Annotated in this window: 31 protein-coding genes and 2 pseudogenes; 28 read left to right on the top strand and 5 right to left on the bottom strand. The window is 70.3% G+C overall.

Features of this window, described 5'->3' with window-relative positions; genetic code table 11:
- Positions 1 to 77 precede the first annotated feature (77 nt).
- Positions 78 to 1,670 carry an N-acyl-D-amino-acid deacylase family protein gene (locus BGK67_RS22125; RefSeq protein ID WP_069921705.1) on the bottom strand — a complete coding sequence of 531 codons (1,593 nt, stop codon included), beginning with the start codon at positions 1,668 to 1,670 and terminating at the stop codon, positions 78 to 80.
- Between the two features lie 9 nt (positions 1,671 to 1,679).
- On the bottom strand, positions 1,680 to 2,966 hold the full coding sequence (locus BGK67_RS22130; RefSeq protein WP_069921706.1) for an amino acid deaminase: 1,287 nt from the start codon (positions 2,964 to 2,966) through the stop codon (positions 1,680 to 1,682).
- A gap of 167 nt (positions 2,967 to 3,133) precedes the next feature.
- On the opposite strand from BGK67_RS22130, the gene BGK67_RS22135 reads away from it, so the two are divergent.
- Together BGK67_RS22135 and BGK67_RS22140 are read left to right on the top strand one after the other, a co-directional pair.
- Positions 3,134 to 3,919: an IclR family transcriptional regulator gene (locus tag BGK67_RS22135; RefSeq protein WP_069921707.1), complete on the top strand. Its 786-nt coding sequence runs from the start codon at positions 3,134 to 3,136 to the stop codon at positions 3,917 to 3,919.
- A complete protein-coding gene (locus tag BGK67_RS22140) occupies positions 3,916 to 4,326 on the top strand; it encodes a RidA family protein (protein ID WP_069921708.1) in 411 nt (136 codons plus the stop codon). The genes BGK67_RS22135 and BGK67_RS22140 overlap by 4 nt, the downstream gene beginning before the upstream one ends.
- A 57-nt stretch (positions 4,327 to 4,383) precedes the next feature.
- Here BGK67_RS22140 and BGK67_RS22145 read toward each other — a convergent pair whose 3' ends face one another.
- On the bottom strand, positions 4,384 to 5,721 hold the full coding sequence (locus tag BGK67_RS22145) for a M14 family metallopeptidase (RefSeq protein WP_069921709.1): 1,338 nt from the start codon (positions 5,719 to 5,721) through the stop codon (positions 4,384 to 4,386).
- Positions 5,722 to 5,847: 126 nt separating this feature from the next.
- Positions 5,848 to 7,542: a chitinase gene (locus BGK67_RS22150; protein ID WP_069921710.1), complete on the bottom strand. Its 1,695-nt coding sequence runs from the start codon at positions 7,540 to 7,542 to the stop codon at positions 5,848 to 5,850.
- Positions 7,543 to 7,891: 349 nt separating this feature from the next.
- Between BGK67_RS22150 and BGK67_RS22155 the strand changes: the two genes are divergently transcribed.
- The 26 genes and pseudogenes from BGK67_RS22155 to BGK67_RS22280 all read left to right on the top strand — a co-directional run bounded on the left by BGK67_RS22155 (position 7,892) and on the right by BGK67_RS22280 (position 26,191).
- Entirely contained in the window at positions 7,892 to 8,842 is a 951-nt protein-coding gene (locus BGK67_RS22155; protein WP_244291290.1) for a hypothetical protein, read from the top strand.
- 48 nt (positions 8,843 to 8,890) lie between these two features.
- Positions 8,891 to 9,592 (top strand): Flp pilus assembly protein CpaB, encoded by a 702-nt coding sequence (gene cpaB, locus BGK67_RS22160; RefSeq protein WP_069921711.1) that lies wholly within the window; start codon positions 8,891 to 8,893, stop codon positions 9,590 to 9,592.
- 10 nt (positions 9,593 to 9,602) lie between these two features.
- The gene (locus tag BGK67_RS22165; RefSeq protein WP_069921712.1) at positions 9,603 to 10,868 is read left to right on the top strand and encodes a CpaE/TadZ family protein; all 1,266 of its coding nucleotides are present in this window, start codon (positions 9,603 to 9,605) and stop codon (positions 10,866 to 10,868) included.
- 3 nt (positions 10,869 to 10,871) lie between these two features.
- Positions 10,872 to 11,240: a TadE/TadG family type IV pilus assembly protein gene (locus BGK67_RS22170; protein WP_069921713.1), complete on the top strand. Its 369-nt coding sequence runs from the start codon at positions 10,872 to 10,874 to the stop codon at positions 11,238 to 11,240.
- Position 11,241: 1 nt separating this feature from the next.
- Positions 11,242 to 11,622, top strand: coding sequence for a TadE/TadG family type IV pilus assembly protein (locus BGK67_RS22175; protein WP_069921714.1), 381 nt, complete (start codon positions 11,242 to 11,244; stop codon positions 11,620 to 11,622).
- Positions 11,619 to 12,983 (top strand): TadA family conjugal transfer-associated ATPase, encoded by a 1,365-nt coding sequence (locus BGK67_RS22180; RefSeq protein ID WP_069921715.1) that lies wholly within the window; start codon positions 11,619 to 11,621, stop codon positions 12,981 to 12,983. Before BGK67_RS22175 ends, BGK67_RS22180 begins: the two co-directional genes overlap by 4 nt.
- Positions 12,980 to 13,918: a type II secretion system F family protein gene (locus tag BGK67_RS22185; protein ID WP_069921716.1), complete on the top strand. Its 939-nt coding sequence runs from the start codon at positions 12,980 to 12,982 to the stop codon at positions 13,916 to 13,918. Before BGK67_RS22180 ends, BGK67_RS22185 begins: the two co-directional genes overlap by 4 nt.
- A gap of 16 nt (positions 13,919 to 13,934) precedes the next feature.
- Complete coding sequence (locus BGK67_RS22190; RefSeq protein WP_069924031.1) at positions 13,935 to 14,825, top strand: DUF5936 domain-containing protein; 891 nt, start codon at positions 13,935 to 13,937, stop codon at positions 14,823 to 14,825.
- 3 nt (positions 14,826 to 14,828) lie between these two features.
- A complete protein-coding gene (locus tag BGK67_RS22195) occupies positions 14,829 to 15,518 on the top strand; it encodes a response regulator (protein ID WP_069921717.1) in 690 nt (229 codons plus the stop codon).
- Positions 15,519 to 15,628: 110 nt separating this feature from the next.
- Positions 15,629 to 15,829, top strand: coding sequence for a hypothetical protein (locus BGK67_RS22200; protein WP_069921718.1), 201 nt, complete (start codon positions 15,629 to 15,631; stop codon positions 15,827 to 15,829).
- 11 nt (positions 15,830 to 15,840) lie between these two features.
- Positions 15,841 to 16,452, top strand: a complete 612-nt coding sequence (locus BGK67_RS22205; protein ID WP_244291291.1) for a pilus assembly protein TadG-related protein — start codon at positions 15,841 to 15,843, stop codon at positions 16,450 to 16,452.
- Between the two features lie 31 nt (positions 16,453 to 16,483).
- Positions 16,484 to 17,068, top strand: a complete 585-nt coding sequence (locus BGK67_RS22210) for a hypothetical protein (RefSeq protein ID WP_069921719.1) — start codon at positions 16,484 to 16,486, stop codon at positions 17,066 to 17,068.
- A gap of 4 nt (positions 17,069 to 17,072) precedes the next feature.
- Positions 17,073 to 17,711, top strand: coding sequence for an OmpA family protein (locus tag BGK67_RS22215; RefSeq protein ID WP_069921720.1), 639 nt, complete (start codon positions 17,073 to 17,075; stop codon positions 17,709 to 17,711).
- A 194-nt stretch (positions 17,712 to 17,905) separates the two neighbouring features.
- Entirely contained in the window at positions 17,906 to 18,403 is a 498-nt protein-coding gene (locus tag BGK67_RS22220) for a hypothetical protein (protein ID WP_069921721.1), read from the top strand.
- 128 nt (positions 18,404 to 18,531) lie between these two features.
- A complete protein-coding gene (locus tag BGK67_RS22225) occupies positions 18,532 to 18,864 on the top strand; it encodes a hypothetical protein (protein ID WP_030763942.1) in 333 nt (110 codons plus the stop codon).
- A 59-nt stretch (positions 18,865 to 18,923) separates the two neighbouring features.
- Positions 18,924 to 19,236: pseudogene (locus BGK67_RS22230) on the top strand (pore-forming ESAT-6 family protein).
- 50 nt (positions 19,237 to 19,286) lie between these two features.
- A pseudogene (locus tag BGK67_RS22235) lies at positions 19,287 to 19,734 on the top strand (DUF6507 family protein).
- A complete protein-coding gene (locus tag BGK67_RS22240) occupies positions 19,731 to 20,219 on the top strand; it encodes a hypothetical protein (RefSeq protein WP_141754044.1) in 489 nt (162 codons plus the stop codon). Before BGK67_RS22235 ends, BGK67_RS22240 begins: the two are co-directional and overlap by 4 nt.
- 28 nt (positions 20,220 to 20,247) lie before the next feature.
- Entirely contained in the window at positions 20,248 to 20,562 is a 315-nt protein-coding gene (locus BGK67_RS22245; protein WP_069921723.1) for a hypothetical protein, read from the top strand.
- A 234-nt stretch (positions 20,563 to 20,796) separates the two neighbouring features.
- Positions 20,797 to 22,032, top strand: coding sequence for a scabin-related ADP-ribosyltransferase (locus BGK67_RS22250; RefSeq protein WP_069921724.1), 1,236 nt, complete (start codon positions 20,797 to 20,799; stop codon positions 22,030 to 22,032).
- On the top strand, positions 22,022 to 22,444 hold the full coding sequence (locus tag BGK67_RS22255) for a hypothetical protein (protein ID WP_069921725.1): 423 nt from the start codon (positions 22,022 to 22,024) through the stop codon (positions 22,442 to 22,444). Before BGK67_RS22250 ends, BGK67_RS22255 begins: the two co-directional genes overlap by 11 nt.
- On the top strand, positions 22,437 to 23,000 hold the full coding sequence (locus BGK67_RS37675) for a type VII secretion system-associated protein (protein WP_107488837.1): 564 nt from the start codon (positions 22,437 to 22,439) through the stop codon (positions 22,998 to 23,000). Before BGK67_RS22255 ends, BGK67_RS37675 begins: the two co-directional genes overlap by 8 nt.
- Before the next feature lie 207 nt (positions 23,001 to 23,207).
- Complete coding sequence (locus BGK67_RS22265; RefSeq protein ID WP_244291292.1) at positions 23,208 to 24,239, top strand: hypothetical protein; 1,032 nt, start codon at positions 23,208 to 23,210, stop codon at positions 24,237 to 24,239.
- Positions 24,240 to 24,594: 355 nt separating this feature from the next.
- The gene (locus BGK67_RS40960) at positions 24,595 to 24,954 is read left to right on the top strand and encodes a hypothetical protein (RefSeq protein ID WP_347878426.1); all 360 of its coding nucleotides are present in this window, start codon (positions 24,595 to 24,597) and stop codon (positions 24,952 to 24,954) included.
- Positions 24,955 to 24,963: 9 nt separating this feature from the next.
- Positions 24,964 to 25,740: a hypothetical protein gene (locus BGK67_RS40120; RefSeq protein ID WP_244291293.1), complete on the top strand. Its 777-nt coding sequence runs from the start codon at positions 24,964 to 24,966 to the stop codon at positions 25,738 to 25,740.
- A gap of 10 nt (positions 25,741 to 25,750) precedes the next feature.
- Entirely contained in the window at positions 25,751 to 26,191 is a 441-nt protein-coding gene (locus BGK67_RS22280; protein ID WP_069924033.1) for a GNAT family N-acetyltransferase, read from the top strand.
- Here the strand turns inward: BGK67_RS22280 and BGK67_RS22285 are convergent.
- Positions 26,169 to 26,762, bottom strand: a complete 594-nt coding sequence (locus BGK67_RS22285; RefSeq protein WP_069921729.1) for a TetR/AcrR family transcriptional regulator — start codon at positions 26,760 to 26,762, stop codon at positions 26,169 to 26,171. The genes BGK67_RS22280 and BGK67_RS22285 overlap by 23 nt on opposite strands.
- Between the last annotated feature and the right edge of the window lie 61 nt (positions 26,763 to 26,823).

Genomic DNA, 26,823 nt, shown 5'->3' on the forward strand with positions numbered 1-26,823 from the left:
TCATCCTATGTGCCCCCGCGCACATGCCCCTGCCATGCCCGGCCATGCCCCGGCGTGGCCTTGTCGCGCCTTGGTCGTCACGCTGGACGGGTGCGGGGAGTGCGGGGAGTGCGCCGTACCGAGCGCCCCGCCAGGACGTCCGTGCGCCGCCCGTCCCGCATCACGAACCGGCCGTCGATCAGCACGTGCGGAATGCCGGTGGGCAGCGCGCGCGGCTTCTCGTACGTGGACCCGGCGGCGACCGTGTCCGGATCGAAGAGGACCAGGTCGGCCCGGTGCCCGACGCGGACCAGCCCCCGGTCGGGCAGGCGCAGCCGGGCGGCCGGGCGGCCCGCAAGGTGCGCGACGCACTCCTCGAGGGAGAGCACGCCGAGCTCGCGGACGTAGTGCCCGAGGTAGTGCGGGAAGGTGCCGTAGGCGCGCGGGTGCGGCTTCGCGCCCTGGAGGATGCCGTCGGAGCCGCCCGTGTGGACGCGGTGGCGCATGATCGCCCGGACGTTCTCCTCGTGCCCCACGTGCTGGAGCACCGACGGCGCGAGCCGGTCGCCGATCAGCAGCCGCCGGGCGGTGTCCCAGCCGTCCAGGCGCGTGCCGGCGTACCGGGCGAAGGCGGGGTCGGCGGTGCCGGCGATCTCGATCGTCGACCAGTCGACGGGCACCCCGTGGCAGCCGTCGGCGCCCGTCACCTCCAGCGCGTACCGGATCCGCTCGGCCTCGGCGTCGTCGCGCAGCCGGGCCAGGACCGCCTCCGGGCCGCCCTCGTTCGCCCAGCTGGGCAGCAGGGCGACGAGCGTGGTGCAGCCGGGGGTGTACGGGTAGCTGTCGAGGGTGATGTCGCAGCCGTCGGCCAGGGCCGCGTCGAGCAGGGCGAGCAGTTCGGGGGCCCGGCCCCGGTTCTCCGCGAAGTTCATGGTGGCGTGCGCGAGGTGCAGGGCGCAGCCCGCGTCGCGGCTGAGGGCGACCATCTCGGCGTAGGCGGCGAGGGCGTCGCGGCCGTACGAGCGGTGGTGGGGGCAGTAGTAGCCGCCGTACCGGGCCACCACGCGGCACAGCTCGGTCAGTTCGCCTCCGGAGGCGTACATGCCGGGGGTGTAGGTCAGTCCCGAGGACATGCCGACGGCGCCCTGGGCCAGGCCGTCGGCGACCAGCTGCCGCATCCGGTCCAGCTCGGCCCCGGTCGCCGGGCGGTCGTCCCAGCCGACGGCGTACGCGCGGACGGTGCCCTGGGGCACGAGGTAGGCGGCGTTCACGGCGCAGCCCTGGCCGCCGTGGGCGCGGTCGAGGCGGTCCAGGTAGCCGCCGACCGTGCGCCAGTCGAAGTCGATGTCGTCCCCCGGACCGTTCCAGCCGGCGATGGCGGCCCGCACCCCGGCCAGGGTGCGGTCGTCGGCGGGGGCGTACGACAGGCCGTCCTGGCCCAGTACTTCGAGGGTCACGCCCTGGGCGGCCTTGGCGCTGTGGTCCGGGTCGCGGAGCAGCGCGAGGTCGCTGTGGGCGTGCATGTCGACGAAGCCGGGGGCGAGGGCGAGGCCGTGCGCGTCGAGGGTCCGGCGCCCGCCGGAGATTCTGCCGATCTCGGCGATCCGGCCCTCGTGCACGCCGACGTCGGCGGTGTACGAGGGCCCGCCCGTGCCGTCGACGACGCGGGCCCCGCGGACGACGAGGTCCACGCGCCGGGCCTAGAAGAAGGTGCGGACGTAGTCGCTGACCGTGCCGTCGGACTCCACCACCGGGATCAGCGGCCACTTCTCGAAGATGGTGCAGGGGTGGGACATGCCGAGGGCCACCCAGTCGCCGACCTGGACGTCGTCGGGGGAGTCGGTCTCCAGCCAGGCGTGCTGGTCGGAGAGCTTGACGACGCGGACGCCGGCGGCGGGCCGCTCCTCGCCGGTGAGGGCGTCGCGGACCAGTTCGGCGGTGGGGAGGCCGAGGTCGTAGGCGATGTCGCGCTTGCCGGCGTTCACGAAGGCCTGGGTGGGGGAGGGGCGCGAGACGACCTGGGTCCAGAGCCGGAACGCGGGGCGCAGGCCGCCCTCTTCGGGGTGGCGGTTGAAGGGGGTGAGGCGGGTGTACCAGCCGTGGTCGTGGGAGACGTAGGCGCCTGAGCGGAGCAGCTTGAGGGTGGGGCGGGAGAGCTCGGGCATCTCGCCGAAGGCGTCGGCGACGGCGTCGAACCAGGCGGAGCCGCCGGCGCTGACGATGATCTCCTCGAGGTCCGGGTACGCGTCGAACCGGCCGGCCTTGTCGAACTCGACGGCGAGGCCGGTGAGGCGGCGCAGGTACGCGTGGACGCGCTCCGGGTCGGCGTCGGGGACCTCGGCCTCGTAGCCGGCGATGCCGACGAGGCGCAGGGTGGCGGCGTCGGCGACCGCGTCGGCGACGGCGCGGCAGTCCGCGTCGCTGCGGGCGCCGGTGCGGGCGCCCTCGCCGGCGCCGAGCTCGACGACGACGTCGATGACGGCGGGCGCGTCGCGCAGGGCGCGGTCCATGAGGTGGACGCCGCGCACGGAGTCGACGTAGCAGACGAAGCGGAAGCCGGGGTCGGCGGCGAGCTCGGCGGCGACCCAGCGCAGGGCGGCGGGATCGACGAGTTCGTTGGCGAGGAAGACGCGCTGGATGCCGAAGGCGCGGTAGACGCGGGCCTGGTGGGGGACGGCCGCCGTGATGCCCCACGCGCCGTGGTCCAGCTGACGGCGGAAGAGCTGCGGGGCCATGCAGGTCTTGCCGTGCGGGGCGAAGGCGAGGGCGTGGCGGGCCGCGTACGTGCCGAGGGCGGTGAGGTTGTGTTCCAGCGCGTCCGCGTCGAGGGTCAGGACGGGCGTGGTGAATCCGCCCGTGTGCAGGTCCCGGCGCTGTGCGGTGAGCTGGCCGACGGTGAGGCCGGCGGTGTGGGCGTCCGGGGGGAGACCCTTGAACCGGTGGTCGACCGGCTCGTCGGCGAGGTCCTTGACGGGGTCGCTGTCCATGGGTTGCCCTCCCGGGGTTGCGCTGTCTGCAACGGTCGTTGCGTATGCCGCTGCATGCTGTCTAACATCCCGGGTGACGGTGGGTCAACGTACGGCGCCGAGGGCCCGGGCGGAGTCCGGGACCGGTGGACCCCGGGGGCTGCCGTGGCCGTACGAGAGGACGAGGGATGAGCCAGTCCGTGGAGCGGGCGCTCGGGATCCTGCCGCTGCTGGCCAAGGGCCCGGCCGGCCTCGGCGAGGTCGCCGAAGAGCTCGGCGTGCACAAGAGCACCGCGCTGCGCCTCCTGCGCACCCTGCACGAGCGCGGCTTCGTCTACCGGCAGGCCGACGGCCGCTACCGGCTCGGCGCGCGGCTGTTCGCGCTCGCCGCCGAGGCCGTCGAGAACCTCGACGTACGGGAGATCGCGCACCCCCACCTGCGCGCGCTGAACAAGGCCACCGGGCACACCGTCCACCTCGCCCTCCTCCAGGACGACGAGGTCGTGTACGTCGACAAGGTCGACAGCCGCTACCCGGTCCGCATGTACTCCCGCATCGGCAAGCCCGTCCCCCTCACCGTCGCCGCCGTCGCGAAGCTGCTCCTCGCCGACCTGCCCGAGGGCGAGCGCAGGAGCCTGGCCGAGCGGATCGACTATCCGCGCTACACCGCCCGTTCCACCCCCGACGCCGCCGCCTTCCTGCGCGAGCTGGACCTCGTACGGGAGCAGGGCTGGGCCGCCGACCTCGGGGGCCACGAGGAGTCCATCAACTGCCTCGGCGCGCCCGTGTACGGGCCGGACGGGCGGGTCGTCGCCGCGCTGTCCGTCTCCGCGCCCAGTGTGGTGGTCACCGCCGAGGGGCTCGTCGAGCTGCTGCCGCTGGTGCGCGCCGCCGCCGACGCGGTCAGCCGGGACTACTCGGGATCACCGGAACCGGAACCGGGACCGGGACACGTACAGGAAGAGGACTCGTGAGCGAGAAGACCGCCATCACCCCCGGCACCCACACCACGCCGCCCGCCCGCTTCTCGCACGGCGTGCGCAAGGGGAACATCCTCCAGGTCGCCGGGCAGGTCGGCTTCCTCCCGCACATCGAGGGGCAGCCGCCCACCCCGTCCGGGCCGACGCTGCGCGAGCAGACCCTCCAGACGCTGGAGAACGTCCGCTCGGTCCTGGAGGCGGGCGGCGCCGGCTGGGACGACGTGATGATGATCCGCGTCTATCTCACCGACACCGCGCACTTCGCCGAGATGAACGAGCTCTACAACGCGTACTTCGAGGAGCAGGGACTCAAGGAGGCCCCGGCCGCCCGGACCACCGTGTACGTGGGCCTGCCGGCCGGCCTGCTCATCGAGATCGACGCCCTGGCCGTCCTCGGCTGAGCACGCGGAGGGGCGCCCCCCTGGCGGTGGGGCGCCCCGGTTCGTGCGTGCGGGGGATCAGGCGGTGCAGTACTGGGCTTCCTTGCCGATCGAGCGGTACATGCAGTCCGCGTTCTCCAGCAGTTGGAGCACCGCGTCCTTGTTGCGGGCGGTCTCGCGGTCGATCACCTCGTCGGGCGGGTAGAAGCCGCCGCCGCCCGAGCTGGCCGGGTACATCTCGAAGGTGTAGCCGAAGATCTTCTGGGAGCCCCACAGCCAGTCGTCGATCGTGCCGTCCGTGATGTACAGGTCGCTGGACTGCTCAGGGGTGTAGCCGTTGCTCGCCGCCATGCTGGTGCCGACCTTCTTGAAGGCGGCGAGGTCGTCGGCGGTCAGGCCCGGCGCGGTGTCGCTGTAGGTGTAGCCGAAGGGCCACAGCACCAGTTCGCTGTACGTGTGGAAGTCGATCGCGGCCTTGATCTGCTGCTTGCCGCCGACCACGCGGCTGCGCACGAAGTCCGAGACGGCCTTCACCTCGGGCGCCGACTCGGCGGCCGGACCGCGGTAGGTCTCGGAGCTCTTGCTGCTGCTGGAGCCGCCGCAGCAGCCCCACTTGTAGTTCCAGTTCCGGTTCTCGTCCGTGCCGACGTAGGAGGAGCCGGAGTTGGGCTGGCGGTTCTTGCGCCAGGAGCGGTAGGACCCGGTGGCGATGTCGTACTCGCCGCCGTCCGGGTTGAGGTCCGGGATGATCCAGATCTCGCGGCCGTTGACGGCGTTGGTGATCCGGGACTCGGTGCCGTACTTGGAGCCGAACTCCTTGAGCAGGTACAGCGCCATCTCCACGGTCAGGTGCTCACGGGCGTGCTGGTGGTGGGTGAAGAGGACCTCGGGCTCGGCCTCGTCCGTCGCCACGTTGTCGCTGATCTTGATGGCGATGAGGTCGCGGCCCTGGTACGACTTCCCGATCACCCGCTTGCTCATGATCCCGGGGTACTGCGCGAGGCGCTGGTCGATCTCGGCGTTCATCTCGGCGTAGTTGTGGTAGCGGGAGTCCGCCGACGGGAAGTCCATGGGACCGGCCGCGACCCCGGGCAGGGAGCGGTCCGGCGGGCCGGGCAGTGCGGTGAGCTGGTAGCCCAGTGAGCGCAGGTTCTTGGCCTGCATGGTGTCGGCGCTGACCACGACCGTGTGGTCGTCCACCTCGTCGATGGACACGCCCGTACGGAGCAGGGCGGTGCGGTCGGTCGCGGTGGCGGGGCCGTGGATCCGGTACTGGACGACGGCCTCGTCCTGGGTGGCGGTGGACGGGGTGGGTGGTGGCGAGGCCGTGGCGCTCATGCCGTAGGCGGGTGCGCCCAGCGCGAGCGCCAGCAGGGCCGCCGTGACGGCGGCCCTTCGGCGGTAGTGGAGCCGCATGCGTTCTCCTGGGTGGGGAGTGTGGGGGTAGCCGTGCGGACGCGCACAGCGTGCTCTCGTGGCATGTCCAGGTCAATACCGCGCGGTGTCCCGCCGACCCGAACCGGCCACCCCCACACCTACCGCCTAGGGGAGGCTGTGGACCTTGGGACCCACCGCGTTGGACCAGGCACTACCCGCCTTGGCGTCCCAGTTGGTCGACCAGGTCATCGCGCCGCGCAGGCCGGGGTAGGTCTTGGACGGCTTGAAGGAGCCGCAGTTCGTGCCCCGGGTCAGGCAGTCCAGGGCGTTGTTGACGATGGTCGGGGAGACGTAGCCGCTGCCCGCCCCGCTCGGCGAGGCCGGGACGCCGATGCCCACCTGGGAGGGGTCGAGGCCGCCCTCCAGCTGGATGCAGGCGAGGGCGGTGAGGAAGTCCACCGAGCCCTGCGAGTAGACCTTGCCGTCGCAGCCGTTCATCGAGCCGCTGTTGTAGTACTGCATGTTGACGACGGTCAGGATGTCCTTGATGTTGAGCGCCGTCTTGAAGTAGCCGCCCTGCGTGGACTGCATGTCGATGGTCTGCGGGGCCATGGTGATGACGAGCGAGGGGCCCGCCTTCGCCGACAGCGCGCGCAGGGCCTGCGTCATGTAGGTCGGGTTGAGGCCGTTCTCCAGGTCGATGTCGATGCCGGTGAAGCCGTACTCCTGCATCAGCGCGTACGCCGAGTTCGCGAGGTTGGTCGCGGAGGCGGAGTCGTTGACCGTGATGGTCCCCTTCTCGCCGCCGACGGAGAGGATGACCGACTTGCCGGCCGCCTTCTTCGCGGCGATGTCCGCCTTGAACTGGGCGACCGTGTAGCCGCCGAGTCCGGCCGAGTCGAGGTTGAAGGTGATGGCGCCCGGCGTGGCCGTGGCGTCGGCGAAGGAGACGGCGATGATGTCGTACTGCGCGGAGACGTCGGAGATCTTCTGGACGGTCGCGCCGTTGTTGAAGTTCTGCCAATAGCCGGTCAGCGCGTGCCGGGGAACGGCCGGATTCGGGTTCGGTTCCCCGCCCCCGGTCGTGGTGCCCGTGACGGACGCGGACTTGGGGCCCTCGCCCGCCGCGTTGTACGCGCTGACCTGGAACGCGTACGAGGTCGAGGCCGCGAGCCCGGTGATCTGGGCGCTCGCCGAGGACACCGTGCGGACGCGGACGCCGTCCTGATACACGTGATAGCCGGCGGCCCCGCTGACCGCGTTCCACGAAAGGGTGAGTCCGCTCGCGCTCTGTCCGGAAACAGCGGTACCGGCCGGGGCGCCGGGGACGGACGGGCCGGGGTCCGTGCCGCCGCCGCCGTCCGGGCCGAAGACGCTGAACTCGTCGACGACGTAGGCCGGCTGGCCGTACCAGCCGTGGGTGTAGACGGTGACCTGGGTGGTGCCGGGGCCGGTGGTGAAGGTGGTGGAGAGCTTCTGCCAGCCCGAACCCGAGCCGGGGGTCCAGGTGGAGACGTCCTGGGTGCCGGTCCCGGTCGCGCCGAGGTAGACGTAGCTGCCCTGGACCTGGGTGCTCAGCGTGTACGTGGAGTTCGGCTTGACCGTGACGGTCTGGCTGCACCGGGCGTTGTCGGACCCGGCCGGCGTGGCCTTGAGGGCGCCCGCTCCGGCGTAGACCGGCGAGGAGACGGAAGCGCCGCTTCCGCCGGAACAGGACCAGTTGGCGAGACCGGACTCGAAGCCGCCGTTGCGGGCGACGTTGACGTCCGCGGCGTGCGCGGTGCCGGTGGCGAAGGCGGTGAGGCCGCCCGCGGCGAGGGCGGCGGCGGCCAGAAGGGCGAGGGAGCGTATGCGGTTCACGTGGGCTCCGGTGGGGGGAGGAAGGGGATGAGGAGTGCGGGGGCAGGTGGGGGCGCCCCGGAAAAGGCCTGGCGGAGCCAAGTTGGTCCAGACCAATCTCCATGTCAAGAGTCTTTGCAATGTGGCTGGAAATGCTCGATCGTCCGATCCCTGTTGTCCGGGTTTCCCGCCACCTGTGACACGTGCTCGCGGCACGGGTATTTCCAAGCCCCTGCCCTGCCGGCGGTGACGCGGTTATGGTGCTGAGGCAAGGGGGAAGAGCGTCGATCGTTTGCGGTCGCGCAGGGTGTGCGTGTGTGCGGCGGCTCAGCGAACGGCCGTGGCGCACGGGGTGAACGGGGGGATTCGCGTGCCGACCGCCATCGCTGTCACCAGCGCCGATCTGGTCCTTCCGGCCCCTGACCGGCACACGCCCGGGGCCGCCGTGCTGCCCCCGCCCGAGGAGCTCGACCTCGCCGGCGCGCTCGCCCGGACCAGCGCCCTGCTGGAGCGCCACGGCCATCTCGTGGCCGTCGTACCGGCCTGGCTGCCGCGAGCCACCGTCCAGCGGCAGCACACCGTCCGCGCCATCCTCGAAACCGACCGGATCGCGCTCGTCGACGTCGATCTGCCGCCGCTGGGCACGGCCCTGCTGGTGCGTCAGCTGCGCCAGCTCAGCGTCTGCGACTTCAGCCCGGGAGTCATCGCCTCCGCGGCCCGGCTGCTGTCCCACTACATCTACGCGGGCGCCCTGCTGGGCTCGGTCGCCAAACTCGACCGGGTCCCGGTCGGGCTCAAGGCGCACGCCCGGTCCTGGTCGCCGAGCGCGCAGTTCGCCGTACTCGCCCATCCGACGCCGCACCTGGCCAGGCTGGGCGGCTCCGGGGGGCCGGGGCGGGCCGGTGGTGCAGGCGGTTCCGGAGGTTCCGGAGGTTCCGGAGGTTCCGGAGGGGCGCACGGGGCCGGGGCCGTCCTCCCCGCCGGGCCCGAGTTCGCCACCCACCTCACCTTCGCACGCGGACAGCTCACCTCCGACTGGGTCGCGGCCGAACTCGGCCCCGCCTGGCAGGTGCACGGCGTCATGGAGAACCCGCTGCCCGCCGCGTCACCCGCCTGGTGGGGCACCCAGAAACTGGTGGAGTTCGCCGCCGGCATCCCGGACCTCTCCGTCCTCTACCAGCTGGTCGGCTCGGTCCGCCGCGAGGAATGCCGCTGGTGCGGCTTCGAACTCATCGGCGACCGCTGCGGGTTCTGCGCCGCACCGCTGAACGCACCGCCCCCGCCGGCCGACCCGGCGAGCACCGCCGGCTCCAGACCCTGACCGATCCGGCCCGACGAACGAACGAAGAACGGCGAGGTAGTACGGACCATGAACTCACGCCAGCGCCGCGGCGTCATTCTGCTGCTCCTGTCGGTCCTGTGCGCCCTGGGAGCCTTCGCCGGAGTCCTCGTGGTGATCGGCGACGTCAACTCCAAGGTCGGGTCGGAGGTCGTCGCGTACCGCGTCAAGGGCGACATCGCCCCGTACAGCCCGCTCTCGGCCGGGCAGTTCGAGGAGGTCACGGTCCCCGAGCGGTGGCTGTCGGAGACCGCCGTCACCGACCTCGGCGCCCTCAAGGACAAGATCGCGCTGACCACCCTGAAGAAGGGCTCGCTGCTCCAGGCGGACATGTTCGTGGACCGGCCCCAGCTCCAGCCCGGTGAGCAGGAGATCGCCATCATGATCGACGCGGCGACGGGCGTGGCGGGCAAGATCACCTCCGGTGCCAAGGTCAACATCATCGCCACCTTCAAGGGCGCCAAGGACACCGACCCCTCCCGTTCGGTGATCATCGTCGCCAACGCCCGGGTCCTGGGCGTCGGCAAGCTCACCGCCCTCGACAAGGAGACCGACCGCAAGGGCCCGGCCGAGGCCGTCCCCATCACCTTCGCCCTGAACACCAAGGACACCCAGCGCGTCGCGTACGCCGAGTCCTTCGCGGAGCACGTCCGCCTGGCCCTGGTGGCCCCCGGCACCGACTCGGCCCCGAGCCCGGGCGACCGTACGTACACCCTCGACGGGGACAAGTGAGGCGGCCCCGATGACCACCCGAATCCTCCCCGCCGCCGGCGATCCGGACGCCGCGCGCGCCCTGGTGACCCTGCTCAGCCAGCTCCCGGACTCCGAGCCGGCCGTCCCCGTCCCCGACTCCACCGCCCTGCTGGACACCCTGGGCCGGCTCGCCGCCCAGTCGATCGACGAACTCCCCGAGGTCGTCCTCGTCCACGAGCGCATCGGCCCGGCGCCCGTCCTGGAACTCATCCGGGACGTGGCGCTGCGCTTCCCGGCCGTCGGCGTCGTCCTGATCACCTCCGACGCCGGGCCGGCGCTCTTCTCCGCGGCCATGGACGCGGGCGCGCGGGGCCTGATCGGCCTTCCCCTCACCTACGAGGAACTCGCGGCCCGCGTCCAGGCCGCCTCCCAGTGGTCCGTGGGCGTACGCCGCCACCTCGGGCGGGGCGCGGTCGAGGCCCCGTCCGGGCCCGGCGGGCGGGTGGTCACCGTCACCGGGGCCAAGGGCGGCGTGGGAACCACCTTCACCGCCGTGCAGTTCGCGCTGGCCGCGGCCGCCTCGGGGCGGCGTACCGCACTGGTCGACCTGGACCTCCAGGCCGGCGACGTGGGCTCCTACCTCGACGTGCAGTTCCGGCGCTCGATCGCCGACCTCGCCGGCATCCAGGACATCTCCCCGCGCGTCCTGCAGGACGCGGTGTACGACGACCGCACGGGCGTGGCCCTGCTGCTGGCCCCGGCGGACGGGGAACGCGGCGAGGAGGTCGACGAACGGGCCGCCCGGCTCGTCATCGCCGCCCTGCGCGCCCGCTACGAACTCGTCGTCATCGACTGCGGGACCCAGATGACCGGCGCGAACGCCGCCGCCGTGGAGACGGCCGACGTGGCGGTGCTGGTCACCACCCCGGACGTGGTCGCGGTGCGGGCGGCCAAGCGGATGGTCCGGATGTGGGAGCGGCTCCAGGTGCGCAAGGCGGAGGACACGACGATGGTCGTCAACCGCTGGACCAAGCACACCGAGATACAGCCCGCCCTCATCGAGAAGATCACCAAGACCCGGGCCACCCGCACCCCGGTCCCGGCGGCCTTCAAGGAACTCCAGGCGGTGGTGGACGCGGGCCGGGTCCAGGACCTGGACAACCGCTCCACGGTCAAGCAGGCCCTGTGGGCCCTGGCGGGGGAGCTGGGCCTGCTGTCGGCCTCCGAAGCCCCGCATCCGCGGCCGGCCGGCGCCTCGCTGGCGGTCCGCGCCGCGGGCCCGGTGGCCCGCCTGCGCCGTGGCCGGGAGGGCTGAGCCATGTCGCCGCGGAGGGGGGCGCGGGGCCGGGACCGGGGCCAGGTGGCGATCGAGTTCGTCGGCACGGTGCCGCTGATCCTGCTGCTCGTGGCGGCGGTGTGGGAGTGCGTCCTGATCGGCTACGCGTTCTCCCTGGCGGGCAACGCGGCGGACGAGGCGGCGCGGGCGGGGGCGGTGACCGGGAAGCGCGCGGACTGCGTGACGGCGGCGGGGGAGCACATCTCGGCCGCGTGGGCCATGGAGGCGGACTGCGATCGCTCCGGCGACATCTACAAGGCGACGGTGACGCTCAAGATTCCCGTCTTCTACCCGGGGCTCAACTTCGGCGAGATCAAGGGCACGGGTGGCGCGGCGATGGAGAAGGAGTGACATGAACCGGAAGCGGAAGTGGCGCTCCGACCGGGGCCAAGTGGCCATCGAGTACATCGGTTTCGTGCCGATCCTGCTGTTCGTCGCGCTGTGCGGGATCCAGCTGGGCTGGGTGGCGTACGCCGAGGAACAGGCGGACACGGCGGCCCGTACCGCCGCGCGCGTCCAGGCCCAGAAGGGCCGGGGGGGCGAAGCTGCGGGCCGGGCGGCGATCAGCGGTGGCCTGGCCTCCACCGCCGCCTTCGAGTGGTCCAACTCGGCCGACGCCATCAGCGTGACGGTCACCCTCACCGCGAACTCCATCGTGCCGGGCCTCGACGCGCACAGGGCGTCGGCCACCGCCGTCATGCCCAACGACGACCCGAAGGGCCCCCGACCATGAGCCTGCGCTCCCGGGTCAACACCCCCGACGACCGCCACAGCCCGCGTGAGGACGGCCGCCTGGTCTCCTCGTACCGCGCCAAGCTGCTGGAGGAGATCGACCTCGCCGAGATGTCCGCGCTCGCGCCCGCCGAGCGCCGGGCGCGCCTGGAGCGCGTGCTCGGCCACATCATCAGCCGCGAGGGGCCCGTCCTCTCCACCGTCGAGCGCGCGCAGCTGATCCGCCGCGTCGTCGACGAGGCCCTCGGCCTCGGCGTGCTCGAACCGCTCCTGGAGGACCCGTCGATCTCCGAGATCATGGTCAACGGGCCCGACCAGATCTTCGTGGAGCGCTCCGGCCGCGTGGAGCAGCTCCCGCTGCGCTTCGCCTCGCACGAACAGCTGATGCAGACCATCGAGCGCATCGTCTCCACGGTCAACCGCCGGGTCGACGAGGCCAACCCGATGGTCGACGCCCGGCTGCCCAGCGGCGAGCGGGTCAACGTGATCATCCCGCCGCTGTCCCTGACCGGCGCCACCCTCACCATCCGCCGCTTCCCGCGGGCCTTCACCCTGCACGAGATGATCGCCCTCGGCTCGCTCGATGAGCAGATGCTCCTGCTGCTGTCGGGGCTGGTCGCGGCGAAGATGAACCTGATCGTCTCGGGCGCCACCGGCACCGGCAAGACGACCCTCCTCAACGCCCTCTCCGGCCTGATCCCGGAGGGCGAGCGCGTCATCACCATCGAGGACTCCGCCGAGCTCCAGCTCCAGCAGGCGCACGTCATCCGCCTCGAATCCCGGCCCCCGAACGTCGAGGGCAAGGGGCAGATCACCATCCGCGACCTCGTACGCAACTCCCTGCGCATGCGCCCCGACCGCATCATCGTCGGCGAGGTCCGCGGCGGCGAGACCCTCGACATGCTCCAGGCCATGTCCACCGGCCACGACGGCTCCCTGGCCACCGTGCACGCGAACAGTTCCGCCGACGCGCTGATGCGCCTGCAGACCCTCGCCTCCATGTCGGAGGTCGAGATCCCGTTCGAGGCGCTCCAGGACCAGATCAACAGCGCCGTCAACGTGATCGTGCAGCTCACCCGATTCGGGGACGGCTCGCGCCGCATCACGGAGATTTCCGTCCTCGAGTCGCACGGCCGCGAGGCGTTCCGGATCACGACGGTCTGCCGGTTCGCGGCGCAGCCGATGGGGGCGGACTCGCGCGTCCACGGCTACTTCGAGTACTACCCGCTGCCCCGTTTCATCGCGGAACGCCTCTACATGAACAACCAGCCCATCCCCCAGGCCTTCGGGGTGGCCCCGCCCGACGACGACCCCCTCACCGGCCCCCTCACCACCCCCCGCGTCACCCGGACCGCCCTGTGAACCCACTCATCCTCCTCACCCTCGGCACCACACTGCTGGCCTGCCTGTTCGTGGTCCTCGGCGTCCACGCCTACGCGGCGGGCCGCGCCCAGCGCGCCGCGCTTGTCGAACGGCTCTCGGCGACCGGTGCGCCGGCGGCCGCGGGCCGGCGGCGGCGCTTCGCCGGCGTGGACCGGCGGCTGCGCAAGACGAAGCTGGGCCGGCGCATCGAGATCAAGCTCGCGGTGACCGGTCTCGACCTGACGGTCGGGGAGTTCTTCGTCTACATGTGCGCCGCGGTCGCCGCCACCTGGCTGGTCGCCGCGTCCTTCCTGGCCCCGTTCTTCGGGCCGGTGGCCGGCCTGATCGGCCTGTGGGCGGCGAACGCGTTCCTCAACTGGCAGCGGACGCGCCGCACCGAGCGGTTCATCAACCAGCTACCCGACCTGGCCCGCATCCTCGCCAACGCCACCCATGCCGGGCTGGCCCTGCGTACGGCCATCGGCATGGCGGCGGAGGAGCTGGAGGCACCGGCGGGCGAGGAACTCGCGCGCGTCGCCAACCGCCTCGCCGTCGGCCACTCCATCGAGGAGTCCCTGGGCGAACTCACCCAGCGGCTGCCCTCCCGGGAGCTGGTCGTCCTGGTCTCCACCCTCGTCCTGTCGGCCCGCGCGGGCGGCACGATCGTGGAGAGCCTGCGCAACCTCACGGTGACCCTGGAGCAGCGCAAGGAGACCCGCCGGGAGATCCGTACCCAGCTGTCCCAGGTCACGGTGACGGCGTACCTGGTCCCTGCCATCGGCCTGGGCTCGCTGTTGCTGGTGGACATGATGATGCCGGGCGCGCTGGACCGTATGACGGGTGCCTTCGTCGGCCAGACGGCGGTGCTGATCGCCCTCGGCCTCTTCGCCCTGGGCTTCATCCTCATCCGCCGCCTGTCCAAGATCGACGTCTGAGGGGGCTGCCGTCGTGATCGCTCTCCTCCTGGCCCTGGCCGTGGCGCTGTCCGTCCTCGGTGCCTTCCACGGGATCCGGCTCTACCGGGCCGACGTCAAACTCCCGACCGACCTCGCGCTGGCGCTGGAGGTCGGCGCCACGCGTACGACGGCCGTCGGCTCGCTGGTGGACCGGATGGGCATCCGCTGGGCCCCGGCGGTCCTGCGCGCGATGGGACCGGGCCGGGTGGCCCGCAAGCGCCGCCAGATCGACATGGCGGGCAACCCGGCGGGCCTGACGATCGACCGCTACGCGGCGCGCCGCGCGGTGTACGGAGCCCTCGGCGCCCTGGGCGCCTTCTCGATGCTGATCAACGGACAGCTCGTACCGGCCCTGCTGATGGTGGCCTTCGGCCTGTTCTGGATCGAGGTCGGGCTGTGGTCGGCGATCCGGGTCCGCCGCGACCACATCGAGCGGACCCTGCCGGACTTCCTGGACGTGCTCGCGGTCGTGGTCAGCGCGGGGCTCGGCTTCCGGCAGGCGCTGGAGCGGGTGGCGCACAAGTACGAGGGCCCGTGGGCGGACGAGATCCGGATCACGCTGCAGCAGATGGACATGGGCGTGAGCCGACGCCAGGCCTTCGACGAGCTGCGCCGCCGCAACGACAGCGAACAGGTCGCGCAGTTCGTGACGGCCCTCCAGCAGGGCGAGGAACTCGGCTCCCCGATCGTGGACACCCTGATCGCGATCGCCGACGACATGCGGCGCACGGACGCCCAGAACGCCCGCCGGCGGGCGGCGCGGGCCGTTCCGAAGGCCACGTTCGCCGTCACCATGTTCATGCTGCCGGGCACGCTGATCCTGCTGGTCTGCGGATTCGTCTACGGCGCGAACGTCGACTTCGACGCGCTGTTCGGGGGTGGCTGAGCCGTGGCCGCCCGACTGAGCGTGCTGATCGCCGATGGCAACCCGGTCATCAGGGCGGGCCTGGCGGCGATCCTGTGCGAGGCCGAGGACATCGAGGTCGTAGCCCAGGCGTCGGACGGCCGCGAGGCCCTGAGCCTGACCCGCCGGCACGCCCCGGACGTGGTCCTGCTGGACGTCCGGATGCCGGGGGTGGACGGCATCTCCGCCCTGCCGCACCTCGTGCAGCTGGCGCCCGTACTGATGCTGACGTACAGCCGTGAGTCCGAAATCGTCTGCGAAACCCTGCTGCTGGGCGCGGGCGGCTACCTGGTGCACGGCGAGTTCACGGCGCCCGACCTGCTCCGCGCCGTCCGCGACGCCCCCGAGGGCCGCCCCCACTTCACCCCGACGGCGGCAAGCGCCCTCCTGTCCGAACTCCGCACCTCTTCGCAACAGCAACGAACTGTGGCACCCTCGTCTGAGCGGATGCACAACTCTGTTGTCTTCGGGCTGAGTTCGCGGGAGGTGGAGATCATGGATCTGATCGCGTCCGGGATGAACAACCAGCAGATCGCGGCCGCCTGCTTCATCAGCGAGAAGACGGTCAAGAACCACATCAACCGCATCTTCGCCAAACTCCACAGCACCACGCGCAGCGAGGCCATAGCCCGCTGGCTGGGAACCGCCCGTCCAGGAGTGACCGGTCATGGGTAGACGGAGTGCGCGATGGGTCCGTATTTGGGCCCCGGGACCCTTGGTTACGACCGGTGACTCGCCGTACCGTCCGCAAACCAGCAGTGGCACCGGCCCGGGAGGGAACTTTCATGTTGCAGAACACCCTGGCGAGGATGCGGAAGCGGTACGCGGGGAGAGGCGCGGGGGATCGCGGCCAGACCGCCTTCGAGTATCTGGGGATCATCCTGGTGGTCGTGGTGATCATCGGGGCGATGGTCGGTACGGGCATCGGGCAAGCCATCACCACCAAGATCACAGCTGCGGTTGCGAGTATCACAGCCGGCAAGTGATATGGCCGGGTTTGCGTGACGAGCGCGGGCAGGCTTTCCCCATCTATGTGGTCGTGGTGGCAGGTCTGCTCTTCGCTGCGTTGGCGTTCTTCGCCGTCGGACAGGCTTCAGTGGTGCGGAGTGACGCGCAAGGTGCTGCCGATGCTGCGGCACTGGCGGCAGCGGGTGATGCCAGGGACCACCTCGTGCCAGGAGTTGACCTAATCACGCTCAAACCCGAGGACTGGAAGGAGATCCTTGAGGGCGATCTCTTGTACGCGGGGGGAGCCTGCGGCGCCGCTCGGGACTTCGCCGCGAAGAACGACGCCACGGCCGTCAGCTGTGACCCCGGTCTGCCGCGCTTCAGGGTCGAAGTGGAGACCACGGGCACGGTAGGAGACTCGGTGGTCCCCGGAGTCAGCGGTCGGCACGGTACGGCCGATGCGACGGCAGTCATCGAACCACGCTGCCAGTTGGGCGGGTCCGTCGGCGAGCCATCGCCGACACCGTCGCCCGGCAGTGAGGAGAAGCCGAGCTCGGTCGAGATCAAGTGCAAGGGCGGCGTCATCAGGTTTGACCCTGCGAAGCCTGAACCGTGGCGCACGTTGGCAAGGACACTCTTTGCCGTGCGACTGGTCGACTGACAACGAACGACGGAATGAGGAAGCGGCGTAAATGAGCATGCGGCACGTGGTGAAGGTCCAGGGGGGAGCGGCCATGGCTGTTGCGGCGGTATTGGCCCTCACATTGGCCGGATGCGGCGGCGGAGACGACAACAAGCCCCAGGCCGACCCCAAGCCTGAGACATCAGAGTCCCCGGCCGGAGGCACACAGAGCAGTGCTCCTGTGGCGACGCCCACCCCGACGCAGGTCATCGCGACGGTGAACGGGGAAGGCGGGATGGTCCTGACCATCAATTCGGCCGCCCGCGAAGCCGGAGGCTTTCTGACCGTGAGCGGTCAGCTCAAAAACACGGGAACGTCGCCATTCGTGAACACCGCGCCCTGGCGGGGGAACGAACTCAACGCCAGCGGCGTATCCGTTGCCGGCGTGACCTTGGTCGACAAAGCGGGAAAGAAGCGCTACTACGTGCTGCGCGACACGGAAGGCCGGTGTCTGTGCACCACAGGCCTGGCCATCATCGAGGCGGGCCAGGTCGTTCCGTTCTTCGCGCAGTTCCCGGCACCGCCTGCTGGTACCACCGAGGTGGAGTTCAACCTGCCCACCTTCGCCACGGCCACCGTCAAACTCTCCGGGTGACCCCATGACAAAAAGCCACCGCATCACCGCCGCCACGACCGTCGTCGGCCTTGTCATCGCCGGTGCACACCTCGTCGGCACGAGCACGGCCCACGCCGACGAAGTCAAGCCGTCCGTACCCCCCGGCTCAGAGCCATCCGCCTCCGCCCCCGTCCCCATCGACTCCAGCTCCCCCGGCCTGAAGATCCCCCAGGGCGGCACCCTGGCTCCCGCCAAGGTGCTCGACATCGCCGAAGTCGTCGAAGACCTCGGCGGTGAGCAGCGCCGTCAGGAGACCAACCAGACGGTCATGATGGCGTTGCAGTCCGAGGTCCTCTTCCCCGAAGACAGCGCCGTCTTCAACGCACAGGCCGCCGCCCGCATACAAGCCATCGCCGCCGAGATCAACACGCAGAAGGCAACCCGCATCCGTGTCTTCGGCTTCACCGACGACCAGGGCAGCTACGAACACGGCAAGGAACTCTCCAAGAAGCGCGCCGACGCCGTCCAGGCCGAGCTGGCCAAGACCGTCACCAACCCAAGCGTCGTCTTCGACGTCCGCGGGTACAGCGAGGACTACCCGATCGCCGACAACGGCACCGAAGAGGGCCGCAAGAAGAACCGCCGCGTCGAGATCACCTTCCCCCGCACCTCGGGCGGCTGACGCCGACGCGGCCTCAGCCGCCCGGCAGCCGGCCGGCGGGGCCTGCGGGTTCGGCGCCCCCCGCGAGCCCGGCGGCGGCGCCCGGACCTGGGCGAGCCCGCCCCGACCGGGGGCCACCGGCCACCTCGGCGCCTGACCACTCCGTCGGCCCGCTCCCGGGGCTCTCCCTCTCCCCCTCGCCCTACTCTCGCGACATGAACGTGTTCGAGGGCGGTGACGGCCGGCACCTGGGGATGACCAACGGCGGCACGGCGGTGTTCGTGGACGTGCTGATGCTCGCCGTGTCCGCACTGGCCCACGAGCCCTGGCACTTCCGCTTCGCCGCCCTGCTGACGCTCCAGGACCAGAACGTGATGGGCCGCGGGATGGTCGGCTTCGGCCTGGCGGATCTCGACTGGGGGGACACGCCGCACGAGCGGGCCGCGGCCAAGGGCTTCCTGCTGGGCGTCCTCGATCTGGCGCTGTCCCGTCACCGCTGGGAGGAGCTGACGTACGAGCCGCCCCTGGTCGAGGGGTACCTGCGCACCTACCGGGCGATGGTGGAGGAGTTCGACCCCGCGACCGCGAGGGCCGGCGCGGGCGTGCTGCCAGGGTCGGACGAGGCCGCGCCGGCCTCGTGCGTACGCCACAGGGTGCTGGACGCGATGCCGTTCTGGGGGGCGTGCGTGTTCTGCACGGCCGGGCTCGTCTGAGGTGCTCGTCCCGGCACCTGGCGTTGTGTCATAGGTGCGTCACAACTCACTCGTTGCTCGTTGCAGGAGCGATGTAAGTCGATCGAAGTAGACATACTTAAGATCATCCAAGCGTACGGGGGTGTGGGATGAAGTTCGACATGGGGACGCAGGTTCTGACGAATCTGATGTCGGGGTCGCGTAACTCGAATACGGACCTGGGTTCGCTGATCAAGCAGCTGGTGGCCGCGGCGCAGCCGTTGGAGGGCAAGTTCCAGGGGCAGGGCAAGGTCGCGTTCGACTCGTTCAAGTTGCGTGCGGACGGGATCGCGAAGGAGCTGAACGCTTCGCTGGCGGCGATCTTGGGTGGTCAGTCGGGGATGGAGCAGGCGTTCGGGTCGGGTGACCAGGAGCAGGGTGAGAACGCGCGGCAGACGCAGGGTTCGGCGAACTTCGACGCGGCGCGTTTCCGGGGCCGCTAGGCCTGCCCTGCTGGTCCTTGTTCTTCTGATGGGTCTTTTTCACGGGGAGTGTGGTTGTGGTGGCTGGTGGGCCGGATCGTCGTGCGTACGACTTGGGTGCCTCGACGGAGGTGCAGGGCGGTATCAAGGCCGTGATCGGCCAGTTGGAGCAGGTGATCGCGGCGCGTGAGGCGCAGGTCGCGGCGGCGATGACGGACTTCGCGGCCGGATGGTGTGGCGGATGACTACCACGCCAAGGAGCTGCGGTGGAAGAACGCCTCGCAGGAGGTCAAGAACATCATTCAGCTGTTGAACACGACGCTGGAGAAGAACGACGCGACGGCGCAGCAGACGTTGCAGCGGGCGAAGGCCGCGGTCGACAACATCGGCTGAGCGGTTGGGTGCGGCGGGAGAGTTGGTCGGGGTAGTACGGGGGTTGGTTGATGACGTCGTGGGACATCAAGCCGCAGGGTGTGCAGGGCCAGTTGAAGACGGTCGGCACGAATGCGGGTGAGTTGGAGAAGGCGTTGAACGCGCTGCTCACGGCCATGTCGGAGGCGGCGCAGGCCGCGGGGACGGCCGTGCCCGGTTCGGCGTCGGGATGACTCGCAGGGCCCCTTGGCGCCCGGTGCGGCCGCGTCCCCCGGCGTGCCCTATCTGGCGCCGCAGAAGGCGATGGGTCCTGTGGCGGCGGCGTTGGGTGAGTATCTGACGGCGCGCAAGCCGGAGTTCAAGTCGATGGCGGAGCGGATCGAGGCGTGCATCCTCGGTGCGGTGAAGGCGACGAACGAGTATCTGGAAGGCGATCTCGATCAGGCGAAGGCGGCTCAGGACGCGGCCAGGTCGGTCAATCTCGAGGTGCTGCGTGAGAAGCCGGGGGGCAAGAAGTGAGTGGGGACGCGCCGGTCGATCCGGCTGAGGTGCCGGTGTTCACCGGGGATCTGGCGACGCTGGACGCGAAGGTGAAGCTGATCTCGTCGGGGGGTGCGGCGGTCGCGACGAAGACCTCGGACGTCCACACCAGCTTCGGCGGGGTCCAGGCCTTCTACAAGGCTCCCGAGGCCGACCAGCTGTTCGCGACGACGAAGCCGGTCTCCGACCTGGGGTTGAAGCTCAGCTCCGACATGTGCACGATCGCCGGCGCGCTGGGCACGTACTCCCGCGACGCCGCACCGGTCATCAAGAAGCTCGAATCGCTGAAGGCGGAAGCGGCGTCGTTCCGCGAGAAGACCGACAAGGACGACAAGTGGCGTGAGGACGGCGATCTGATCGACGAGAACCTCGAGCGCCGCAACAAGATCGCGGAGGTGTGGGCCGAGTTCCAGGACTGGAGAGGCCCACGCCAAGATCGTCGCCTGGTCGGCGGCAAGCCGTGAAGACACGACGGCAGCCAACGGCAAGGACATGTACGGCTACGACGCCGAGGCTCAAGCAGTCCAAGTCCCTGCCCTGGGGCGACGCGTCGAGGAGTCCATCCGCTGGCAGGTCTGGGAGCACGCTGGGAGTTCACAAGGGCTCGTCGTCGACGGCGTCTGGGGCACTCTCAAGGGCCTGGGCGGCCTGGTCGGCCTTCAGGGCTGGGATGTCAAGCAGTCCTGGACGGGTCTGGCCAAGCTGGGCACCGGCCTGGCCATCATGTCGATCCCCGGCGTCGGCCCTCTTCCTCGCCGCCCCGATGACAAGCTGCCCTCCTGGCTGCGCGACTCGCGCACGCGATGAAGGAGACCGGCAAGGCGCTCCTGGCGTGGGACCAGTGGGGCTCAACCCGTCGTGCCGCGGGCGCGGTCACGTTCAACGTGGTCACGACCATCGCCACGGGCGGTACTGGTGGTGCGGTCTCGGCGCGGGCAAGGCGGTGCGGTGGCGAAGCTGTCGCTGGCGGGCAAGCCGGCCGGGTCGTCGACCCGATGACGTACATGAAGGGCGCGGCGCGGCTCACGAAGCGGCGATGTGATGGCCGGCCTGAAGGGCCTGGGCAACATCGAGATCCCGAAGATCGACACGGACGGCGCGATCGCCCTCCCCGAGGGCGCGGTCGTGCGGCCGAACGGCACGATCGACGTCCCGGCCGGCACCCCGGTCCCCGAGGGCGCGGCCAAGCTCCCGGACGGCACGGTCAAGCTCCCCGAGGGCACGACCCCGCTCCCGCCGGGCACGGTGAAGCTGCCGGGGAACGGCGCGGCGCGGTTCATGGACATCGACGGCAACATCTACAGGGCCGACGGCAGCGTCCTCCAGCGCGCCGACGAGTCGCCGGTCGAGACGGCCCCGGGCAAGACCCCCGCCAAGCCGGACACGGACGCCCCCCTGCACGCCACCCCGGGCAAGGCCGAGCCCCCGGTTAAGGTTGACGCCCCGATCAAGGTCGAGGCCCCGGAACGCGTCCTGGCGACGGTCGGCGGCCGCGCGGACGACGGCGTCCACCTCGGCTCCGAGGTCTCGGCCCCGCTCCACTACGCAGACCACACCCCGGGGCCGCATTCGGACATCACTCCTGGCGGTATGGCCGACAACAGCATGCACAACAGCCACACCCACCCCACCCCGACCGGTGGTGGAAGCCACGCTACGGACACCACACCGACGGGCGGTGCCACCCACACGGACACCCCATCCACGGGCGGCGGCCACGGTGACGGCCCTGCCACTGGTAGCGGCCACGGCGGTGGTGGCGATGCGGGCAACGGGGCGGGCGGACCTGGGGCGGGTGCAGCACACGGGGGCGAGCCGAACCGACTCGCCGCGGCGACGGACGACAGCGTCGATCTCGACCAACTGGGCATGCCGGTCGTTTGGCGTACCGACGAAGCTCCCTTGTACCGGAGCGACAACAGGAAGCCCGAGGAGATCTTCGAGAGCGGCTTCGAGCCCTTGGACCCCGCAAGTGTCGACCTTCGTCACTATGTCGAAGAGAGTGATCACTCGGCGTTCATCAGCACCTCGTACCGTGATGACATTGGTGATGACTTCGGTGGAAAGTACACTTATGAGCTCGATCTGCCGGGCGGCATCGATGTGAACACCTCCATGGGGCCCCACCCCCTCGACTACGAGATGGAAATCGCGTTCCCCGGTGGGATTCGACCCGAGTACATCAAGGGAGCTCGTCCGTACAGCTATAGGACGGGTGAACTTGGTGACCTGATCCCCAACCCGAACTATCGTCCTGAGGCTGAACGTGTCCCGTGAGATGGAAATGCTGCATGACTCGGAGGTCGTTCTCGTCTCCGAGGTCGGGTGCACGCCGGGAAGGCTCGTCGCGGAGTTCTTGGATGCCGAATATACGGTCCGAATTTCCTACTTCGACAAGGTGGTAGAGGCTACTTCGTGGAATCTCTTCGAGGCTCTGGCGGATGTTCGCTCAAGTCTTGAGCGGGAAGGGTTGACGCCTGCGGTCGAGGGTGCCTGTCGCGACGTGTATCCCAGTAGGATGGCACTGGAAATGGGAGGCGGAAGGAAGGCTTACCGTTGGCCCCTTGCGGATCGGCCGGTCACTGTCGGGATCTTCGACGCCGTGCCGGACTTCGAGTACGGTCGACTCGCCTACGTGGGTGAACAGAGGGACTTCGTTCGCGGATTGAGAAATAAGGGACATGAGTGAATCACTGACTCCAGACCCGGCTCGATGGATCACGGAATCCATGCGCGCGGAGGCGGCGAAAAACCCTGGTTCCTGGGTTTATGCGATCGATCCGTTCGTCGATTCTCATGGTCGGGTCCCGCCCTACGCCATCGTGGGCGCCTGGAAAGTCGACGACGAGGGTGTGATCACCGATGAATTCAAGGGTAACTCGAAATATCGCCCTTCCCCTCGCGCCATGGGAATGCCTGAGCCGACCGATGCGGTAGACGCGGCCATTCAGCTTGCTGTCACCGGGTACGGGCCCGAAGCTGCCATCTGTCAGGTACTCGCGAAATCCAGTGTCTTTCTGCTCCCTGAATCGCTCGTTGGCCTCGGGGGACATCTCGCGGTAGCAGGCGGAAAGAGGGTCCTGGAAGTCTTCACCGACGCACGTCATGCCCCCGGCACGGCTCCTGAGCTGCGCAAGATGGATGCTCTCCGACTCGCAGCCAGTCTGCCGATCGATACGCACCTGAAACTGAACCCCGGCGGCTTCGTTTCCGTGGAAGTTCCTGTCGCGGATCTACTGAGCTGATCGGATATCGCCGTCTGACCCGATGCGCGGGTGGCGGAGCTGGCCCTGGCCTAGAGAGTTGATGGCGGCAGCGAGTCGGACGTCTGGACGATCCCAGACGGCCTCGCTGAGATCGTCCAGGATCCGGATTTCGGGCCGGCGGACTATGAAGGCCTGACAGACGTCGAGTTCCCCGACGAGGCTTCCCTTCGGCGATATCTCCGCAACATGTACGCATACCTCTTCGAAGGTGCCCCCGCCCCGCCTGCCCCGCCAGATGAGGAGGGGCATGCCGTGCCGGGCGCGGGCAGCACGGAGACGGGTGGCCATCTGCAACAGGATGTTTTCGTGACATACAACCTCCTGACCGTCGACTTCATCAGCCCCGAGACCATGGCGGTCGCGCTTGCCGGATGTCTCGACATCGCGGTCGGTGATGTGGACGTGGCCGATGCCGACGGTGACCCCGGCCTCCGGAATTGGGACGCACCCGTATCGTGCGAATACCGGCCGGTCTTCGGTGATGTGACCTGGTCGCTGGGCATTTATGCCGACGAGAGAGTGGCTGATCAGCCGCTTGAGCCGGACCTGGCCGCGAGGTTCGCGAAGGCCGCGGCGACGACCGTCCTGTTTCCCGCGCCGGAAGCCCCTCCCAGTGCCTACTGGGTGGTGACGCAGGAGGGGATCCTCACCCGTGCCCGGCTCGAACTCTCCGACGAGGATCCTCCCCTCTACACGGTCACCGCGGTCGAGGCGCCAGTGCCTCGGTTTCCGCACGCGACGGTGACGCGCTTCGCCGAGATCGTGCGGGAACAACGGCCGGACACTCCCGTCGCCGATGGCTTCGCGGCGTCCGTGGAGAGGGTGCGGCAGTCGGCAGCAGAGCCGACACGGGCTGCCCTCGACGACGTCACCGGCAGCCCCGTCTGGTCCGCGAAGGACAACCTGGTCGCGTGGGAGAGGGTCATCGCGCACATGGAATCCGGTTGGGCACCGTCGGGTTGGTATCCGGCCGAGCTCTACCGTGAGCGGCTGGAGGCCCGCGATGCGCTCGCGGACATCAGTAGCCGCCTGCCTCGGGACCTGACCCCGCTGCTCGACGAGGCCTTGGAGCGATTGGACAGGCGCTTCGCCGCGGCCACTGCGGAAGACGATGCAGGACTTCTCCGTCGAGAGTTGGCGGATGCCTCGTCCACAGGGAATTCGACCGGCTGGTGGTGGAGCCGCCGCCCGGAGCCCGCACCATGGGGAAGGCCCTGATTCCTCGACGGCAGGGTCCGGCACCATGGGTTTCGCCCCCTGCCGCCGAGTCGTACGGAAGTGCCCTGCCGATGCTGACGCGTGCGCCGCGGGAGTGCGGTTCGTGGTTCTGGGACCTGGACGAGGTGGCGGAGCCCGGTCTGGAGTCCGCGCTCAGGACCGCGGCGCGCATGGGAGCGGTGCTGCACAAGCACGCGTTGCTGGAGCCGGCCTCGCTTGAGTGGAACTGGTTCCAGGTCGGCAAGGGCGGCCTCGGCATCCACAGCCGCCTGGACCTCGCCGGGCGTTCGCTCGACGATCCGGCGCTGCCTGGTGTACTGCGCGCCTGTCGGCCGGGGGCCATCCGCAGGCGGAGATGGGCGGGATCCTCGTACTGGGGTCCGGTGCCTGGTTCGACGCGGGCGGAACACGCCACAACGAATACCGCCTGGTCGAACTCATGGTGTCGCCCGACGAGATCGGCCCCTCGGCGGAACTGGCCGTGTACCACGACGTATGGGGTCGGTGTGATTTCCGGGGCGAGCCGCACCCGGCCATCCACACCCGCAACGCGCCGCGGCTCGCGTCGGCCCTGCAGGAGCTCGACCAGCTGCTCGGGGTCGCGGCGGAGCCCGGCGAGCCGACCTACTACGGTCAAGCCGAGGGCTACGGGCTCCGGGCGCCGGACATCCTCGGCGGGCGGGGGCCGGACCTCACCGATGCCGTACTCGGATAGGAGTGTGACGTGCGCGACCGGGCGGCGGCGCGGGTGATGGAGCGTCTTCGGGCGGTGGAATGGGACGGGGAGTGGGACGACCTCCTCAGCCGCGTCATGTCCCGTCGCCTGCTGATGCGCGAGTACCTGCGAAGGGCCGGCCTGTGGGCGCGGGCCTGCTCGGCCGAGGCGGGGTGGCCGTTCTTCGATGTCGTCGAGTACCTGGATCCTGCGTTTCCGGCCGTCCCGCAGGAGGACGCCGCCCAACTCCGCGAACTCTTGTGCGGGAGCATCGTCGTCAGCCCCGTCAATCGGACCTGCACGGGAGCGATGAGGCTGGCGGAGTTCCGGGCGCGGCGCCCGGACGCCCTCCCGGACCTGCCCGACCTCTACGAGCCGCTCCTGCTCTTCTACGAGCGGGGCGGCGCGTTCCTCCTGGACCACGCCGGGTTCCTCGACCTGGCCGGGGTGCTGGTTCGCCCCGGCACGCTGGCGGGCCGTGCCGCCGGTCCGCCGCTGGGTTCCCTCGACCGAGCGCTGCTCGACGCCGTGGACGCCATCGGCCGTATCACGTACTACCGCGCGGCCGACCGGCACGGCCCCGCGCTGCGGCGGCGGGTGGTGCGCGGTGTGCCGTACGACGAGGCGTTCGGCGGTGACGGTCTGGGCTGGGGACCGGCGGGGTTGCCGCTGCCCGCGTCCCCGGAGCTGGCCGCCGAGTTCGGGGTGGTGTGGCTGGACGAGGTGGAGGCGGCCGCGCTGGTCTGGGCGGCCCTGGCCGATGGTGGGCAGCCGGGCGCGGGGTAGCGTGACGATCATGGGGGACTGGGGCATCAGGCCGGCCTCGGCGTCGGACGTCGAGGCCGTGGCCGAGTTGCGTGCGGAGGTGCTGCGGGCGGATTTGGAACGGCTCGGCCGGTACGACGAGCAGCGGGTGCGGCAGCGGCTGCGGGACGGGTTCGACCCGGCCCACACCTGGGTGATCGAGGCGGGCGGCGCGTTCGCCGGCTGCGTGGCGCTGCGGCCGGCCGAGGACGCCCACTGGCTGGAGCACTTCTACCTGGCTCCGGGGCTACAGGGCAGCGGCATCGGGTCGGCGGTCCTGCGGCAGCTGCTGGAGCGGTGTGACCGCCGCGGTGTCCAGGTCCGGTTGAACGTGCTCCGGGGGAGTGCGGCCCGACGGCTGTACGAACGGCACGGATTCTCGGTGGAAGCCGAGGACGCGGTGGACGAGTTCATGGTGCGGAAGGCGGGCTGAGACTCCGGATCAGCCGCTCCGCCACCTCCCGGGCCCGGTGGGCCGGCGCCGGGCCCGGATCCAGGGCGGCGGTCACCGTTGCGCCCTCGACCAGGATGAGGAGCTGGTCCGCCAGGGCTTCCTCCGCCGGGCCGGTCAGGTCGGCCAGGAGCGAGCGCAGCCGCGCCTTGTGGCGGCGTACGACGTCCAGGATGGGAGCCGGGCCGCGCGCGCCCAGCTCCCCGTACGCGTTCAGGAACGCGCAGCCCCGGAAGTCCGGCTCGCAGAACCAGGCCGCCAGCCAGTCGAAGACCGCGAGGACCGGGGCCGCCGAAGGCCCCGGGCCCAGGGAGGCCGAGGCTTTCGCCGCCTCCGTCACCGCCCTGCGCAGACTCGTCATCCAGCGCTCGTCGCGGCGCTCCAGATACGCCGCGACCAGGGATTCCTTCGCCGGGTAGAGCCGGTAGAGCCGTTTGAGGGGGACGCCGGACTCCGCGCGGACGCGGTCCATGCCGACCGCCTGGATGCCGTCGGCGTAGAACAGTGCCTCCGCCGCGTCCAGGAGTCGGGTGCGGGCCTCTTCGTCGTCCATGGGGGAAGGGTAGTCCAGTTCCGGTGGTGTGGAGAACGTTCGTTCTCTATGGTGAGAACGA

It is taken from the genome of Streptomyces subrutilus, assembly GCF_001746425.1.
GTDB lineage: Bacteria > Actinomycetota > Actinomycetes > Streptomycetales > Streptomycetaceae > Streptomyces > Streptomyces subrutilus_A.